This window comes from Streptomyces regalis, from assembly GCF_001509475.1.
Lineage (GTDB): Bacteria > Actinomycetota > Actinomycetes > Streptomycetales > Streptomycetaceae > Streptomyces > Streptomyces regalis.
Map to the genome: position 1 here is coordinate 1 of NZ_LLZG01000067.1, position 15,879 is coordinate 15,879.

At 69.9% G+C, this 15,879-nt stretch carries 17 protein-coding genes; 8 read left to right on the plus strand and 9 right to left on the minus strand.

Features of this window, described 5'->3' with window-relative positions; genetic code table 11:
* On the plus strand, positions 1 to 843 hold an 843-nt coding region (locus ADL12_RS11665; protein WP_062701315.1), incomplete at its 5' end, for an alpha/beta fold hydrolase.
* Between the two features lie 65 nt (positions 844 to 908).
* Here ADL12_RS11665 and ADL12_RS11670 read toward each other — a convergent pair.
* Positions 909 to 1,802, minus strand: coding sequence for an NYN domain-containing protein (locus tag ADL12_RS11670; RefSeq protein ID WP_062701279.1), 894 nt, complete (start codon positions 1,800 to 1,802; stop codon positions 909 to 911).
* Positions 1,803 to 2,009: 207 nt separating this feature from the next.
* Between ADL12_RS11670 and ADL12_RS52615 the strand changes: the two genes are divergently transcribed.
* The gene (locus ADL12_RS52615; RefSeq protein ID WP_093906763.1) at positions 2,010 to 2,162 is read left to right on the plus strand and encodes a hypothetical protein; all 153 of its coding nucleotides are present in this window, start codon (positions 2,010 to 2,012) and stop codon (positions 2,160 to 2,162) included.
* Positions 2,163 to 2,263: 101 nt separating this feature from the next.
* On the opposite strand, the gene ADL12_RS11675 is transcribed toward ADL12_RS52615, so the two are convergent.
* The 3 genes from ADL12_RS11675 to ADL12_RS11685 all read right to left on the minus strand — a co-directional run bounded on the left by ADL12_RS11675 (position 2,264) and on the right by ADL12_RS11685 (position 4,773).
* On the minus strand, positions 2,264 to 2,869 hold the full coding sequence (locus ADL12_RS11675; protein ID WP_062701281.1) for a MarC family protein: 606 nt from the start codon (positions 2,867 to 2,869) through the stop codon (positions 2,264 to 2,266).
* A gap of 189 nt (positions 2,870 to 3,058) precedes the next feature.
* Positions 3,059 to 3,916 carry a PHP domain-containing protein gene (locus tag ADL12_RS11680; RefSeq protein ID WP_062701283.1) on the minus strand — a complete coding sequence of 286 codons (858 nt, stop codon included), beginning with the start codon at positions 3,914 to 3,916 and terminating at the stop codon, positions 3,059 to 3,061.
* Between the two features lie 215 nt (positions 3,917 to 4,131).
* Positions 4,132 to 4,773: a DUF6758 family protein gene (locus ADL12_RS11685; protein WP_062701289.1), complete on the minus strand. Its 642-nt coding sequence runs from the start codon at positions 4,771 to 4,773 to the stop codon at positions 4,132 to 4,134.
* 119 nt (positions 4,774 to 4,892) lie between these two features.
* On the opposite strand from ADL12_RS11685, the gene ADL12_RS11690 reads away from it, so the two are divergent.
* Positions 4,893 to 6,110 (plus strand): MFS transporter, encoded by a 1,218-nt coding sequence (locus ADL12_RS11690; RefSeq protein ID WP_062701291.1) that lies wholly within the window; start codon positions 4,893 to 4,895, stop codon positions 6,108 to 6,110.
* Between the two features lie 41 nt (positions 6,111 to 6,151).
* Here ADL12_RS11690 and ADL12_RS11695 read toward each other — a convergent pair whose 3' ends face one another.
* On the minus strand, positions 6,152 to 6,736 hold the full coding sequence (locus ADL12_RS11695) for a suppressor of fused domain protein (RefSeq protein WP_062701293.1): 585 nt from the start codon (positions 6,734 to 6,736) through the stop codon (positions 6,152 to 6,154).
* 507 nt (positions 6,737 to 7,243) lie between these two features.
* Here ADL12_RS11695 and ADL12_RS11700 point away from each other — a divergent pair.
* Both ADL12_RS11700 and ADL12_RS11705 read left to right on the plus strand, forming a co-directional pair.
* A complete protein-coding gene (locus tag ADL12_RS11700; protein ID WP_062701295.1) occupies positions 7,244 to 8,359 on the plus strand; it encodes a magnesium and cobalt transport protein CorA in 1,116 nt (371 codons plus the stop codon).
* Positions 8,360 to 8,391: 32 nt separating this feature from the next.
* Positions 8,392 to 8,910 carry a hypothetical protein gene (locus ADL12_RS11705; RefSeq protein WP_062701297.1) on the plus strand — a complete coding sequence of 173 codons (519 nt, stop codon included), beginning with the start codon at positions 8,392 to 8,394 and terminating at the stop codon, positions 8,908 to 8,910.
* 4 nt (positions 8,911 to 8,914) lie between these two features.
* Here the strand turns inward: ADL12_RS11705 and ADL12_RS11710 are convergent, their stop codons facing one another.
* Positions 8,915 to 9,670 carry a hypothetical protein gene (locus ADL12_RS11710; RefSeq protein WP_062701299.1) on the minus strand — a complete coding sequence of 252 codons (756 nt, stop codon included), beginning with the start codon at positions 9,668 to 9,670 and terminating at the stop codon, positions 8,915 to 8,917.
* Between the two features lie 233 nt (positions 9,671 to 9,903).
* Here ADL12_RS11710 and ADL12_RS11715 point away from each other — a divergent pair, with 233 nt between their 5' ends.
* The 3 genes from ADL12_RS11715 to ADL12_RS11725 are packed head-to-tail and all read left to right on the plus strand — an operon-like array spanning position 9,904 to position 12,962.
* Complete coding sequence (locus ADL12_RS11715) at positions 9,904 to 11,199, plus strand: magnesium transporter MgtE N-terminal domain-containing protein (RefSeq protein WP_062701302.1); 1,296 nt, start codon at positions 9,904 to 9,906, stop codon at positions 11,197 to 11,199.
* The gene (locus ADL12_RS11720; RefSeq protein WP_062701304.1) at positions 11,189 to 11,785 is read left to right on the plus strand and encodes a DUF1003 domain-containing protein; all 597 of its coding nucleotides are present in this window, start codon (positions 11,189 to 11,191) and stop codon (positions 11,783 to 11,785) included. Before ADL12_RS11715 ends, ADL12_RS11720 begins: the two co-directional genes overlap by 11 nt.
* A gap of 43 nt (positions 11,786 to 11,828) precedes the next feature.
* Complete coding sequence (locus ADL12_RS11725; protein WP_062701306.1) at positions 11,829 to 12,962, plus strand: Mrp/NBP35 family ATP-binding protein; 1,134 nt, start codon at positions 11,829 to 11,831, stop codon at positions 12,960 to 12,962.
* Positions 12,963 to 13,041: 79 nt separating this feature from the next.
* Here ADL12_RS11725 and ADL12_RS11730 read toward each other — a convergent pair whose 3' ends face one another.
* The 3 genes from ADL12_RS11730 to ADL12_RS11740 form a co-directional block, all read right to left on the minus strand.
* The gene (locus tag ADL12_RS11730) at positions 13,042 to 13,713 is read right to left on the minus strand and encodes a hypothetical protein (protein WP_062701308.1); all 672 of its coding nucleotides are present in this window, start codon (positions 13,711 to 13,713) and stop codon (positions 13,042 to 13,044) included.
* 227 nt (positions 13,714 to 13,940) lie between these two features.
* Positions 13,941 to 14,408, minus strand: a complete 468-nt coding sequence (locus ADL12_RS11735) for a sec-independent translocase (RefSeq protein ID WP_062701310.1) — start codon at positions 14,406 to 14,408, stop codon at positions 13,941 to 13,943.
* Between the two features lie 216 nt (positions 14,409 to 14,624).
* On the minus strand, positions 14,625 to 15,879 hold a 1,255-nt coding region (locus ADL12_RS11740; RefSeq protein WP_062701313.1), incomplete at its 5' end, for a S1C family serine protease.

Here is a 15,879-nt window from a genome sequence, read left to right on the forward strand (position 1 = left end):
CTCCCCCTGCAAACCCCCCGCCGAACCTTCGCTGTCGCCCCCTCCCCTGGCCCACCCGGTGTCGAGCCCCGAGGCGTGGCGCTGCTGCTCCCCGGATTCACCGGCAGCAAGGAGGACTTCACGCTCATGCACGAGCCGCTCGCGGCGCGCGGCTACCGTACGGTCGCCGTCGACGGTCGCGGACAGCACGAGTCGGACGGTCCAGAGCACGACGAATCCGCTTACGCGCAAGGCGAGTTGGCCCGGGACGTCCTCGCCCAGGCAGCAGCCCTGGGCACCCTCGACACCCCACTCCACCTCTTCGGCCACTCCCTCGGCGGTCAGATCGCCCGCGCGGCCGTCCTCCTCGACCACTCCCCGTTCCGCTCGCTCACCCTCATGGCATCGGGCCCCGCCCAGATCTCCGACTCCCAGCAGCAGCGCGTGAAACTGCTGCGGGACGCGCTCGCGGTGATGAGCATGGCCGAGACCTGGGAGGCGATCCGCGCCATGGGGCCGCCCGAGGAGGTCGGCGGTCCGGCGCGCGGCATCGGGGGCCAGGAACTGCTGCGCCGCCGTTGGCTCGGCACGAAGCCCGCGCAACTCCTCGCGACGGGCCGTCAGTTGTGCACGGAACCGGACCGCGTCGACGAACTGGCCGCAGCACCGCTCCCGTTCCACGTCCTGTCGGGCGCCAGCGACGACACGTGGCCGGTCCCGGTCCTGGACGACATGGCCGCACGGCTGAACGCCCGCCGGACGATCATCCCCGGCGCCGAGCACTCCCCCAACGCCGACCAGCCCTTGCTCACCGCCCAGGCCGTAGCCGACTTCTGGGACACCGTCGACGGGACCGACGCCTAGTACCGACAGCTGGTACCGACAGCGCTCGACGGCACTGCCACCCGGCACCAGCAGCGCAGCCGCAGCTAGTACTGCGCCTGCAGGTGCTCCCAGAACCCGTCCCGCAGCGCCCTCCGCAGATCCGCCTGCCCGCGCAGCGAGTACTGCAGCAGCCCCTCCGCCTCCACCAGCAGGTCCTGGTCGACGGACCCGGGCAGATACGGATGCCCGGGCAGCAGTTCCACGAGCGACTCCCGCCCGCGCGCCGCGAGCCACTTCGCCGCGATCTGCGCGCCGACGAACCGGACGTCCTCCCGCGTCGGCCGGGCCCCCGCAGCCTCGTACGCGGCGGCCGTGCGCCGGGAGACGTACGGCTTGAAGAAGTCGAGGTCGAAGGTGCGTTGGCTGTCGACCTCCCAGAGCAGCGGCTCGGCCTGGTTGCGGCCTTCCGGCGCCTCGATGCCCCACAGGTGCACCCGCGCCCCGTATCCCTGCGCCGCCTCGACCGCCGACACCAGGTCCTCGTCCCCGCCGAGCAGTGCCGCATCGCTGATGGCGCGGTGTCTGGCCAGGGACTCCAGGTCGGTCCTGATCAGTGAATCGACACCCTTCTGCTGGTTGTTGGCGTTGAGGTTGCCCAGCCGCACCTTCACATCGGGAAGTTCGGCGATCGACTGCTGCTCCGCCGTGTGGATACGGCGCCGCGCACCGTCGTACCAGTAGACCCGCAGCAGCCTGCTGTCCGCGAAGATCGTGCGCGCCCTGTCGATGAGCGCCTCGATCAGCCCCTCGGCGTCCACGTCGAACGCCCGGCGGTCCTCCGTCCCGGCGACCAGCCGCCCCGCGGCCGCGTACAGGTACCCCGCGTCGACGAAGATCGCGTGGGTCGAGGGCGTCTTCGCCACCTCGGCGAGCATGCGTTGCAGCAGCTCGTTGGTGTGGTCGATGCGGGCGGCGAGCGCCGCGAGGTCGTCGTTCATCGCCCCCCATTGTCCCGGCGGTCACGCTGCGAACACAACCGGTCCCGGTCGGTCCCGCCTTGATCCCTCGACAACCGCTTACCGGTCAGTAGTTAGGTGTTCGAAAAATTTCCTTAGCGTAGGGAATGTTTGTAACACGCAGCCCGTTGCATACGTGTGTAACCAAGTAGTTCTCCTCAGGAGGATGACCAGACGAAGGGAGAAGCCATGCGCTTCGAAATCATGCGACTCGACGAGGTCGACGGCACGCCCGTGGACAGCACCGTCGTAGACGCCGCCTCCGTCAACCGGATCGTTCAGCAGGCCGCCGCAATCGGGCAGCGGCTGTGGATCCGACCGGCCGAGACCACGGCCTCATAACAGACGCGGACCACCACAGAAGCTTCGAAGCCCCCGTACGGCACAGGCCGTACGGGGGCTTCGCGCATACGTCAGCCTCAAGGACTCAAGGACTCAAGGGCTCAAGCGCCCTGGATCACCTGCGTCACGCCGTTGATGATCTGCTGCACCGCGATCGCCGACAGCATCATGCCCGCGAGCCGCGTCACCAGGACCACGCCGCCGTCCTTGATGACCCGGATGATCAGCAGCGAGTACCGCATCACGAGCCACAGCACGACATGGATGGCGAGGATCGCCGTCCACACCGACACCTGCATGCCGACGCCGTCGGCCTTCTGCACGGCGAGGATGACCGACACGATCGCACCCGGCCCGGCCAGCAGCGGCATGCCCAGCGGTACGAGGGCGACGTTGACGTCCTTGGTCTGCTTCGGCTCGTCGGTCTTGCCGGTGAGCAGGTCGAGCGCGATCAGCAGGAGCAGCAGCCCGCCCGCGATCATCAGCGCGGGAACGGAGACGTGCAGGTAGTTGAGGATCTGGTGGCCGAGGAGCCCGAAGACCGTGATCACACCGCCCGCCACACAGACGGCCTGGAAGGCCATCCGCTTCTGCACCTTGGCCGGACGGCCGGCGGTGAGCGCGAGGAAGATCGGGGTGATCCCGGGGGGATCCATGATGACGAAGAGGGTCAGGAAGAGGGAGCCGAAGACGGCGAGGTCGAACATGGGTGACAGGCCTTGCGGTGAGTGAACGCGCGGTGAGCAGGCAGCACCGGACTACAGCCGCTGTGCCGCTACCGCTGGGGGCAGTGTTCCGCTGGGGGTCCCCCAGGCCCTTAAGGCACTGGGGGAGGAACGGGTGGGCACAGCCGACAGCGCCGGGTGCCTCAAATACGGACGTGGAGTGCGACCGGCCTAGACCCCGCCGGCCCCCGGGACGGGAAACGCTCCGGTCGCCCGGCGCGTGATCTCGCCGTACACCTCGGGATCCGTCGTGTACTCGCCGAGCACGCACGTCTTGCGGCTGCCGTGGTAGTCGCTGGACCCGGTCGTCAGCAGCCCGAGCTCCTTGGCGAGCCCGCGCAGCCGTGCGCGCGTGTCGGGATCGTGGTCCATGTGGTCGACCTCGATGCCGTCGAGCCCGGCCGCGGCCAGGTCGGCGATCGCGGACTCCGGCACCGTACGGCCCCGCTTGCTCGCGGCCGGATGCGCGAAGACGGCGACGCCGCCCGCGGCCTTGATCAGCCGGATCGCCTCGAACGGGTCGGTCTCGTGCTTCTCCACGAAGGCCCGGCCACCGTCGGCCAGCCAGTCCTGGGTGAAGGCGTCGCCCACGGTCGGTACGACACCGAGCTCGACCAGCGCGGTGGCGACGTGCGGCCGGCCGACCGAGCCGTCACCGGCGATCCGCAGCACCTGCTCCCAGGTGACGGGCACGCCCAGCTCGTTGAGCTTGGCGACCATGCCCTGGGCCCGGGGCACCCGGTCGTCACGCACCAGCTCCCGCTCGGCGAGCAGCGCCGGCTCCTCCGGGTCGAAGAGATAGGCCAGCATGTGCATGCTGATGCCGTCGATACGACAGGACAGCTCGGCGCCGGTGACGAGGGTGAGGCCTGGCGGCAGCGCGGCGATCGCCTCGGCGTGCCCGCGAGTGGTGTCGTGATCGGTGAGCGCCACGACGTCCAGTCCGGCCGCGACGGCATGACGCACGAGCTCGGCCGGGGTGTCCGTGCCGTCGGAAGCGGTGGAGTGGGTGTGCAGATCGATGCGCACGACACGAACTCCAGTCAATGAGGGCACGGAAGAGGACGCTCAAGGATAACCAGATTTTCAACGCCCCCTGTCACACCCGCACAGCCAAGCGCCCCTTACATCGAGACACCCAGGGGGCGCGGGGCTGTATCGATGTGCGGCTCCGCCGCGTGGGCGCGAGCTACCCACGACTACCCGCACTCGCCCCTCAACAGCGCACCCCACCTCGGCAGGCGCTACGGCTCGAGCAAGCGCGGCGACAGCGCCCCGCAGGGCACCAGATCCAGCTCCGCCCCCGCGTCCCGCAGGTCCGTCAGCACCAGCTCGTCGTACATCAACAACCCCGACTGCTCCGGCCACATGACCGCCCACAGCCACATCCCGAGCGCCTCCCCCGCGAAGACGGCGCGGTCGTCCGGGGTGCGGAAGACATGCCACAGCGGAGTCGGGCGTCCGGCGGCGACGACCTTGGCCTGGGGTGGCTTCTCGACGTTCATGTACGGCCCCGGATCCGGTCCGTCGATGCCCGCGTAGCGCGCGCCGAGGCCGACGCCGAGCTCCTCGGCGACCAGGATCAGCTCGCCCATGCCGCCTAGCGGTCCGGGTCCGGAGCAGGCCACGGCGGTCGCGCGGCCGCCACTGCGGTCATCGCCCGCACTGGCCACACCCGTGAACAGCCACCCGATCGGCAGCGGCCACGGCATCCACACCGGCACCTGCGTGCGGTGCACGACGACGCCGAGGGCCTCGACGCTGGGCGGGATCACGGGCTGCACCGGATGCACGGTGCCGTGCACATCGCACTGCCAGGTGTCGGCGAAGAGTCCGGGAGCCCTGACCCGGCCACCACACTTCGGGCAACTGGGTTCGCCCCTCATAGGGCCCCACGGTCCTACCCCTTCCGCGTCACGTCAAGGACGATCACCCGTCCGGGCGGAACCCGCTCGCCGAAGCGGCCGGATGCCCTTTGCATTATTTAGCCCGCCTAACATAATATATGTATATGCCATCTACTTCTCTGCTGCGTCAGCCGAAGGCCGTGTGGGCGACCGCCGGCGCGTCCGTCGTCGCCTTCATGGGCATCGGACTCGTCGACCCGATCCTGCCGTCCATCGCGAGCGGCCTGAACGCCACGGCCGGTCAGGTCTCCCTGCTCTTCACCTCGTACTTCCTCATCACCGCCGTGGCGATGCTGGTCACCGGCTTCGTCTCCAGCCGGATCGGCGGCCGCAGGACCCTGCTGCTCGGCCTGGCCTTCGTGGTCGTCTTCGCCGGGCTCGCGGGGACCTCGGGATCGGTCGGCGAGCTGGTCGGATTCCGGGCGGGCTGGGGGCTCGGCAACGCGCTCTTCGTCTCCACGGCCCTCGCGGTCATCGTCGGCGCGGCGGCCGGCGGCAGCGCGGCGGCGATCCTGCTGTACGAGTCCGCCCTCGGGCTCGGCATGGCGTGCGGGCCGCTGCTGGGCGCGCTGCTCGGCGACGCCAGCTGGCGCTACCCGTTCTTCGGCACGGCCTTCCTGATGGCGGTCGGCTTCCTGTGCATCGCGGTGTTCCTGAAGGAGCAGCCGAAGCCGGCCCGCAAGACCTCGCTGCTGGACCCGCTCAAGGCGCTCGGTCACGGCGGCCTCGCGTCCGCGGCGATCTCGGCGTTCTTCTACAACTACACGTTCTTCACCGTGCTGGCCTTCACGCCGTTCGTGCTGGACATGAGCCCGTACCGGTCGGGTGCGGTGTTCTTCGCCTGGGGTGTACTGCTCGCCGTGTTCTCGGTGATCGTGGCGCCGCGCATACAGGAGCGGTTCGGTTCGCTGAAGGTGCTCGGCGGCTCGCTGGTGCTGCTCGCCGTGGACGTGCTGGTCCTCGGCTACGGCGACCACACCACCGCGGTCGTCTGCACGATCCTGTCCGGCGCGTTCATCGGCGTGAACAACACCGTCTACACGGAGCTGGCCCTCGGCGTCTCCGACGCGCCTCGCCCCGTGGCGAGCGCCGGCTACAACTTCGTGCGGTGGTTCGCGGCGGCGGCAGCGCCCTATTTCGCGCCGAGGATCGAGGAGTGGACCGGCAGCATCCACATCCCGTTCGTGGTGGCGGCGGTCACGGCTGTCGCGGGCGCGCTCGTGGTCGTCGTACGGCGCGGGGCGCTCGCGCGCGATGCCGAGGAACTGGAAACGAAGCACGCGGTCGAGGACAGCGTCACCGTGTTCGCCAACTGACGCTTTTCAGCCACCGGTTGGTGAGGTTGCTCACGCCACGGTCACTCCAGCGGGACGGACATGCGGGCGGGATCCCGAAGATCCGTCCCGTGCGTCAGCCAGCGCTCCTGGAGGGCCTGGGCGCCGTGCACGCGCTTCCAGGCGGCCTCGTTCGGGGTCATCGGGAGCAGGGGCAGGAAGTGCACGGGGTCGGCGGGCTCGTCGAGCTCCAGGTCCTCGATCAGGCCGCCCGGCTCGGCGACCAGGACCGAGCTGAACGGGGCGCCGGGCCACAGCGGTTCGCCGACGTCCAGGGAGGCGCCCGGGGCCACGATCACGCCCTCCACCTGCGGAGACGCGGCGAGTACGGCAAGCGGGCGGAGCACCTTGTCGGTGTCGGCGAGGCCGGAGCGGACGGAGAGGAGCAGCTCGGCGCGCGGGCCCTTGACCGGGTCGGCGAGCACCGCGGTGGGGTCGCTCATCGGCTGCGCGGACATGCCGAGCGTGGCGTAGCGGACGATGTCGCCCTCCTGGAAACGGAGCACCTCGATGCGGTCCGTACCGAGGAAGGTGACCGCCGCGCGCGCGTCCGGTTCGCCCAGCGCGGTGCGCAACCGGGCCTCGACCAGAGGAAGAACATCAGCCATGCGGCGAGCATAGAACTCGTCAGTACCGGGCAAAGCAGCGCCTTGACACTTCAGTCGGCTGATACTCTTGCCCGGTGTTCGGGACAGCATGCAGAAGCGTCGCGATCGAGTCCCGACACCAGGATTGACTCCCCTACGGGGAACCCCGAACGGGGTGTGGATCGTCCCTCACGAGGGACCGGCCGGAGGAGGTGGGGCTGCTATGGATCGAAGTCGACCGTGCAGTACCACACGCTCTTCCCGCCACTGATGTAGCTGATTCGGCTGTTCCGGCTCTCGCTGATCGCCGCCTTTCACGCTCGCGTCTTCACACGGAAGAGCACTTCGTTTCGCTTTGCCTGATCTGTCTGATCTGAATCAGCAACGAAGCCCGCCACCGCGACGGTGCGGTGCTCCCCGCTTTGTGGACGTGCCAAACATCCTGAGGTCAGGACGTCCCCATTCCGGGCAGTTCCACCCGTCCGGCGGCCCTCCGCGCTTCGTTGCCCGTTGCGAAGGAGCCTGCCCATGTCGATGATTCGCGACCTGCGTGCCGTGGTCCGCCCGTCCCGCATCTCGCTGCGCAAGGACAACGGCGTGTACGACACCACCCGCGACCCTGCGACGCCCTCCGCCGTCGTCGACTGCGCCGTCTACCGGGGCGGCGCCCGCGTCGAGAGCCCGAAGCCCCTGACCCCGCACGAGGCGATGCGCCAGGTGCGGCGTGACGGGGGCTTCGTGTGGATCGGGCTGCACGAGCCGACCGAGGCCGAATTCTCCGGCATCGCCAGTGAGTTCGGGCTGCACCCGCTGGCCGTCGAGGACGCCGTGCAGGCCCACCAGCGGCCCAAGCTGGAGCGGTACGACGACTCCCTGTTCACCGTCTTCAAGACCATCCACTACGTCGAGCACGACGAACTCACCGCCAACAGCGAGATCGTCGAGACGGGCGAGGTGATGTGCTTCACCGGGCGGGACTTCTTCATCACCGTCCGGCACGGCGGCCAGGGCTCGCTGCGGGCGCTGCGGCACCGGCTGCAGGACGACCCGGAGCTGCTCGCCAAGGGGCCGTCGGCCGTGCTGCACGCGATCGCCGACCATGTCGTCGACGGGTATGTCGCCGTCGCCGACGCGGTGCAGGACGACATCGACGAGGTGGAGACGGAGGTGTTCTCGCCGGGGCGGAAGGGCTCGCCGCGCGGCACGGACGCGGGGCGGATCTACCAACTCAAGCGTGAGGTGCTGGAGTTCAAGCGCGCGGTGTCGCCCCTGCTGCGTCCCATGCAGCTGCTGAGCGAGCGGCCGATGCGGCTGATCGACCCGGACATCCAGAAGTACTTCCGGGACGTCGCCGACCACCTCGCCCGCGTCCAGGAGCAGGTCATCGGCTTCGACGAACTCCTCAACTCGATCCTCCAGGCCAACCTCGCGCAGGCGTCCGTGGCGCAGAACGAGGACATGCGGAAGATCACGTCGTGGGCCGCGATCATCGCCGTGCCGACGATGGTGTGCGGTGTGTACGGGATGAACTTCAAGTACATGCCCGAGCTGCACTGGAAGTACGGCTACCCAGTGATCATGAGCATCACGGTGGCCATCTGTCTGGGCATCCACCGCACGCTGAAGCGGAACGGATGGCTCTGACCGGGTCGGCGACCGCTGGATAGGCTTGAGCCATGACAAGCGAGCTGCTCAACCAGGCCCTCGTCGAGGAGGCCACGAAGAAGTCCGGCCTCATCTGGGTCAAGGGCCCCGGTGTCCCCGCCCGGGCGCTGTGGCACGCGTGGCACGAGGGTGCGGCGTGTGTCGTGGGCGACGGGCCGGGTGAGCAGCCGCTGCCGGGGCTGGCCGACGGCGGCCTTGCCGAGGTCACCGTGCGCAGCAAGGACAAGGGGGGCCGGCTGGTCTCCTGGAGCGCGAAGGTCGTCGAACTCGTGTCGGGCTCCGAGGAGTGGGAGGCGACGGTCGCCGAGCTGAAGGGCAAGCGTCTCAACGCCCCCGACGGCGAGGCCATGCCGGCCCGCTGGGCCCGCGAGTGCCGGGTGCTGCGCCTGGAGCCGACGGGAACCACTGCTCCCCTGCCGGACGGCTCCCTGGCCGAAGCGCCGTTGCCGTCGCCGGCGACGACGCGTCAGCCGATCCCGGCAGGGCTTCCGCGGCTGCTGCTGAAGAAGAAGCGGCGGCAGCGGCGATAGGCGGTTACGACGTCGGCAGCTGCCTGCCGTAGTCCACCGTCTCGTCCTTCGCCGGCTTCTCCAGGGTGAAGTCCTTGCCCCAGGACGAGAAGGTCAGCGTGCCCCCGCCGCCGGCCCGGGTCAGGCGCAGGGGGTACGGGGTGCCCTCCAGGGAGACGTCGAGGGTGCCGCCGGAGCCCTTGTCGCCGGTGATGCGGATGGTGCGGGTGCCGTCCTGCTCGTGGTGGCCGTCCGTCGCCAGCGTGCCGTGGAGGGTCAACAGGCCGTCGAGGAGGACGTCCTTGTCGGTGAAGCCGCTGAACTTCTTGTACGAGGGGTCGCCCTGCGGCACCTTCACGAACTTGCCGTTCAGCTTGTCCGCGGCCGCGGCGTCCCCCTTGCCCTCGCCGCTCTCGCCGCCCGCATCGCTCCAGAATCCGGCGTCGGCCTTCAGATACAGCTGCTCACCGATCCGCAGCAGCTCGAACGTCGCCCCCTGCGCGGTGACCGAACCCGTCGCACCGTCGGAATTCAGCCGCATATCGAGTTTGTAAGTGCGCCCACTGGTCACCACGTTCCCGGAGAGGCGCACCGCGTCGGTGGAGTCGGCGGCCGCACGGGTCTTGCGCTGGATCTCGGCGGCGGGCAGCTTGCCGACCCCGTTGGTGCCCTCGTCGGGATCCTCGCTGCATCCCGTCAGTGCCGTTCCCGACACGACCAGGGCGCACATGGCGCTCACCAGCGCGGCACGGCGAGCACGGCCCTGGGGAATCGCAGTCACAGGTGGGGCTGCCTTTCTGTCGTGGGACCCGAGCGGCGTACGGCAGCGTACCGGGCGGTCAGGTCCCTGGCGGAGCCAGTCCGTCCGGACCGCTCACCAGGGCGTATCGGATCAGGACGGGCTAGCCTGAAGCCCACTCGAGCGGGCAATTCGGAAAACCGGCACAGCACGCGAAACAGCGAACAAACAGCGACAGCAACACGGCACACCCCGCACGCAAAGGAGCCGCAGCCATGGCAGCCGGCGCCCCCCGGATCTTCGTCTCGCACCTCGCCGGAGTCGCCGCCTTCGACCCGAACGGCGACCAGGTGGGCCGCGTCCGCGATCTGGTCGTCATGCTGCGCGTCGGCCGGCGCCCCCCAAGGCTGCTCGGCCTCGTCGTCGAACTCTCCACCCGGCGCCGCATCTTCCTGCCCATGACCCGCGTCACCAGCATCGAGTCCGGCCAGGTCCTCACCACCGGCGTGCTCAACGTCCGCCGCTTCGAGCAGCGCCCCACCGAGCGCCTCGTCTTCGGCGAGCTGCTCGACCGGCGCGTCACCCTCGTCGAGACCGGCGAAGAGGTCACCGTCCTCGATCTGTCGGTGCACCAGCTGCCGGCCCGCCGGGAGTGGGAGATCGACAAGGTGTTCGTACGCAAGGGCGGCAAGAGCGGCACCTTCCGCCGCGCCAAGGGCGAGTCGCTGACCGTCGAGTGGTCCGCCGTGACCGGCTTCACGCTGGAGGAGAAGGGACAGGGCGCCGAGAGCCTCCTCGCCACCTTCGAGCAGCTGCGCCCCGCCGACCTCGCCAACGTCCTGCACCACCTCTCCCCCAAGCGCCGCGCCGAGGTCGCCGCCGCCCTCGACGACGACCGCCTCGCGGACGTACTCGAAGAGCTTCCGGAGGACGACCAGATCGAGATCCTCGGCAAGCTGAAGGAGGAGCGTGCCGCGGACGTCCTGGAGGCCATGGACCCGGACGACGCGGCCGACCTGCTCGGTGAGCTCCCGGAGGACGACCAGGAGCGGCTGCTGAGCCTGATGCAGCCCGCCGACGCGGCCGACATGCGCCGTCTGATGGCGTACGAGGAGCACACGGCGGGCGGTCTGATGACGACGGAGCCGATCATCCTGCGCCCGGACGCCACGGTCGCCGACGCCCTCGCCCGGGTCCGCAACCCCGACCTGTCCCCCGCCCTCGCCGCCCAGGTCTACGTCTGCCGCCCGCCCGACGAGACGCCCACCGGCAAGTACCTCGGCACGGTCCACTTCCAGCGCCTGCTGCGCGACCCGCCGTACACCCTGGTGAGCGCGCTGGTCGACGATGCCCTGGAGGCTCTGGCGCCGGGCGCCGCGCTGCCGGTCGTCGCCGGGTTCTTCGCGACGTACGACATGGTCGCGGCGCCCGTCGTCGACGAGTCCGGGTCGCTGCTGGGCGCGGTGACCGTGGACGACGTGCTGGACCACATGCTGCCCGAGGACTGGCGGGAGACGGAGTTCCACCTGGACGAGGACACGGGCGAGGAGGTGGCGGCCCATGGCTCCTGAGCGGGAGGGCACGCGCGAGCGCGTGGCGTCGGGCGCCACCGCGGCCACCCGGCCACCCCGCGCCCGCCTCGACCAGCCCCGCCCGCCGCGCCGCCGCATCCTGCCCGAGTGGGACCCGGAGGCCTTCGGACGGCTGTCGGAGCGCATCGCCCGCTTCATCGGCACCGGGCGGTTCCTCGTCTGGATGACGGTCGTGATCATCCTGTGGGTGCTGTGGAACATCGCAGCGCCGAGCGCCTTGCGCTGGGACGAGTACCCGTTCATCTTCCTCACCCTGGCCCTGTCCCTGCAGGCCTCCTACGCCGCCCCGCTGATCCTGCTCGCACAGAACCGGCAGGACGACCGTTCCCGGGTCGAGCTCGAACAGGACCGCAGGCAGAACGAACGGTCCATCGCCGACACCGAGTACCTGACCCGCGAGATCGCCGCCCTGCGTATCGGACTCGGGGAGGTCGCCACCCGCGACTGGATGCGCTCGGAGCTGCAGGACCTCACGAAAGGGCTGGAGGAACGGCAGAACGGCCACCGCGAGCACGGGGTATTCCCGGCAGATCGGTCGCACGGACGTGACGTAGACGACCGCTGACGGGCTTTCCGGGGGATGGCTACCGCGCCGTACCATCGTCCTTATGGCTACGGAAGACGCGGTGCGCGAAGCACTGGCGACGGTGAACGACCCGGAGATCAACCGACCCATCACGGAGCTCGGGATGGTCAAGTCGGTGGAGATCGGCGCGGACGGAGCGGTCGCGGTCACCGTGTACCTGACGGTCTCCGGCTGCCCGATGCGCGAGACGATCACGCAGCGTGTGACGGACGCGGTCTCCCAGGTCGAGGGCGTCACCCGCGTCGACGTCACGCTCGACGTGATGAGCGACGAGCAGCGCAAGGAGCTGGCGAACGCCCTGCGCGGCGGCACCGCCGAGCGCGAGGTCCCCTTCGCCAAGCCGGGCTCGCTGACCCGCGTGTACGCGGTCGCGTCCGGCAAGGGCGGCGTCGGCAAGTCCTCGGTGACCGTGAACCTGGCGGCGGCCATGGCGGCCGATGGCCTGAAGGTGGGCGTCGTCGACGCCGACATCTACGGCCACAGCGTGCCGCGCATGCTGGGCGCCGACGGCCGTCCGACCCAGGTCGAGAACATGATCATGCCGCCGTCCGCGAACGGCGTGAAGGTCATCTCCATCGGCATGTTCACGCCGGGCAACGCCCCGGTGGTCTGGCGCGGCCCGATGCTGCACCGCGCGCTGCAGCAGTTCCTGGCGGACGTGTACTGGGGCGACCTGGACGTCCTGCTCCTCGACCTCCCGCCCGGCACCGGCGACATCGCGATCTCCGTGGCCCAGCTGGTCCCGAACGCCGAGATCCTGGTCGTGACGACGCCTCAGCAGGCGGCCGCGGAAGTGGCCGAGCGGGCGGGCTCCATCGCCGTCCAGACCCACCAGAAGATCGTCGGCGTGGTCGAGAACATGTCCGGCCTGCCCTGCCCGCACTGCGACGAGATGGTCGACGTGTTCGGCACGGGCGGCGGCCAGGTCGTCGCGGACGGCCTCACGCGCACGACGGGCACGAACGTCCCGGTCCTCGGCAGCATCCCCATCGACGTCCGCCTCCGCGAGGGCGGCGACGAGGGCAAGCCGGTGGTCCTGACCGACCCGGACTCCCCGGCGGGGTCCGCGCTGCGCGCGATCGCCGGGAAGCTGGGGGGACGGCAGCGGGGCCTGTCGGGCATGTCGCTGGGCATCACGCCGCGCAACAAGTTCTGATTCCTGTACGACGATGGGGGCGCCGTCCGGTGAGACGGCGCCCCCATCGTCGTAACTCTGTCCTTGCGCGGGACGATGCCTAGGCGTACGCGGAGATGTCCTTGATCATCGCGAAGCCCAGCCCGTATGCGCTCAGGCCCCTCCCGTACGCCCCCACGTGCACCCCTTCCTGGGTCGAGCCGGCCAGTACCCAGCCGAACTCGGACTCGCGGTAGTGGAAGTGCGTCGGGACGCCGTCCACCGGCAGGGAGAGCGTCGACCAGTCCGGACCGGCCAGGTCGTCCGCGAGGGCCCACGCCGTCTCCGTCTGCTGTTCCAGCCAGTCGTCGCGCAGCGAGTGGTCCATCTGCCCCGGCCAGGTGAAGGACAGCAGCCCCACCCCCGCGAGCCATGCCGCCGAGGACACCGACGTGGCCTCCAGGAGCCCCGTGCCGTCGGCGCTCCTGCGGGACGGATTCGCCGCGATGGTCACCACCACCGCGAACTTCTCCCGGTCCTCCGCCGTGGCCTCGTTGCGTACGGAAGGCTCGTCACCGTGCCCGATCGATCCGTGTTCCACGGCCCCGTCGGCCGCCATCCCGACCTGCATCAACCAGCGCGGCCCCGTGAAGGCCTCGTCGAGGCCGTACCACGGGAAGGGCGCCAACAGGTAGCCGTCGACCGTGCGCCGGGCGGAGGGGACCTGCTGTCCGCTCTCCGCGGCCGGTGCCTGCGCGACTGCCCGACTCGTCGTGTGACTCGTCGTCTCCATGTGCCCGGACGCCTCCTAGCTCTCGCCGGACCAGCCCGGCCCGCCCCCCTTCGGGCGTACTCGTCCGGTCCGCACAACAACTCGGCAGCATAGCCACACCGCTCCGAGCAGCAGGGAAGCCGCCCGGCGCGTGGGGCGCACAGGGGGCGGGTTCAGGCCGCGCGCGACCCGGGCGGAGTATGAGAAGCGTCACGTACGAGGGGTCGTCCGCCCGGTGAGCGCACGGCTCAGGTGGCGTCCGCGTCGAAGGGCGGGCGCTCGTCGCGGGGGCTCTCGGGCTTCTTCGTCATGTCGACGCTGCCGCCGGAAGAAGCCGAGGTGGACGACGAGGAGGTGGACGACGACGAGGAGGAGGACCCGGACGACTCCGCGTCACGGCCGTGGACCGCGTCGGTGACCTCGGCCATTTCCTTCTTCAGGTCGAAGCCGTTGCGGATCTCCTTCAGCCCCAGTTCGTCGTTGTCCAGCTGCTTGCGGATGAACGTCTTGGGGTTGAGGTCCTCGAACTCGAAGTCCTTGAACTCCGGGCCCAGTTCCTGACGGATGTCCTCCTTGGCGCTCTCCGAGAACTCGCGGATCTTACGGACCGTCCGCGTGATGTCCTGGATGACCTTCGGGAGCTTTTCCGGACCGAAGACGAGCACGGCGAGGACGATGATCGCCACCAGCTCGAACGTTCCTATGTCATTGAACACCTGAAGCTCCTTGCGATGTCCTCGGTCCTCGGCCCTCGGCGGTCTGTGTGGGTCTTCCGTGGTCCGGGCCGGATCCACGGTACCCGGCGATCCGCTACGACCGGTACTGTCCCGAGGCCTCCGATGCGAGTGGGCGTGCGGTTTTCCGGGTTGTTTGCCTTGTCAGGGCCCGTCTGGGGTGGTCGTGCGGGACGCACTGTGACGTTTCTGTGAGTCTCAGTCCCCGCTCGACGAGCCGAGTGTCAGCGAGATCCTGATCTCCTTGCCGCCGCGCTCCAAGGTCAGCTCCAGCCGGTCACCGGGGCGGTGGGCACGGGTCTTGACGATGAGTTCCTCGCCGGAGTGGACGCGCTGGCCGTCGACCGCGGTGATGACGTCGCCCGACTTGATGCCTGCCTTGTCGCCGGGGCCGCCCGCGGTGACCGCGGAGCCCCCGTCGCTGCCCTTCGCGCCTACACGGGCGCCGTCGCCGCTGTAGTCCATGTCGAGGGTGACGCCGATGACCGGGTGGGTCGCCCTGCCGGTGTTGATCAGCTCCTCGGCGACGCGCTTGGCCTGGTTGACCGGTATGGCGAAGCCGAGGCCGATGGATCCGGACTGGCCGCTGTCCAGGTCGGAGCCGGTGTCGGCGGAGCGGATGGCCGAGTTGATGCCGATGACACGGGCGCGGGCGTCGAGGAGGGGACCACCGGAGTTGCCGGGGTTGATGGGCGCGTCGGTCTGAAGGGCGTCGACGTACGACACGTCGCTGCCGTCCTCGCTCTCGCCGCCGGCCGTGATGGGCCGCTCCTTGGCGCTGATGATGCCGGACGTGACGGTGCCGGCCAGGTCGAACGGGGCGCCGATGGCGACGACGGGGTCGCCGACCTCGACGTTGTCCGAGTTGCCGAGGGGCAGGGGCTGCAGGCCACTGACGCCGCTGACCTTGACGACGGCGAGGTCATAGCCGCTGTCCCGTCCGACGACGGTGGCCTCGGCGGTGTCACCACTGTGGAAGGTCACGGATATGTCGCCACTGTCGCCCGCAGGTTCGACGACGTGGTTGTTGGTGAGGATGTGACCGCGGGCGTCGAGGACGAATCCGGTGCCGGTGCCCTGCTCGTCGCTGCCGCTCACGTGCAGCGTCACCACACTGGGCAGGGCGCGCGCGGCGATCCCGGCAACGCTGTCCGGCGCCCGCCCGCCGGCCTCGGTCCCGGCCTGCGGCAGCTCCACGTCCCCCACACCGCCGTTGCGCTCGAGATACGCCCCGACCACGCCGCCCACGCCACCGGACACGAGCGCGATCAGCAGGGCCCCGACGAGGAGCACCTTCTTGGCACGCTTGCGCCGCTGCGCGTCGGTGACGACGGCGGCGCCGTTCTGCTGAAGGGGAGCGGAGGGATGGGTCGGGTTGGCGGGGTGCGCGGGGTGGGCCCAGGGGTCGTAGTTCTGCCAGGGGTTGGTGGGGGGTGGGGCGTCGGCGTAGGCG